The sequence below is a fragment of the Pseudoneobacillus rhizolycopersici genome (assembly GCF_054786815.1).
The window spans coordinates 1-208 of sequence record NZ_JBTOOE010000305.1 but is presented as its reverse complement, the minus strand read 5'-3'; the positions used below and the strand labels follow the sequence as shown (position 1 = coordinate 208).

Here is a 208-nt window from a genome sequence, read left to right as displayed (position 1 = left end):
CACATCACCGACATCCGCAACTACGGCCTGGCCTGCGGCATCACCATTGACGCCGTGCCGGGCGAACCCGCCCGCCGCCCCTACGAGATCGCCATGGCCATGCTGGACAAGGGCTTTTACGTGCGTTACGGCGGCGACACCATCCAGCTCGCACCGCCCTTCATCAGCACCCCGGCGCAGATCGACAGCTTGGTCAACGCGCTGGGTG

1 pseudogene is annotated in these 208 nt (G+C 66.3%); it reads left to right on the top strand.

The window, feature by feature from the left end:
- Positions 1-208 (top strand): annotated as a pseudogene (locus ACX9YW_RS23860) (hypothetical protein); the annotation flags it as partial.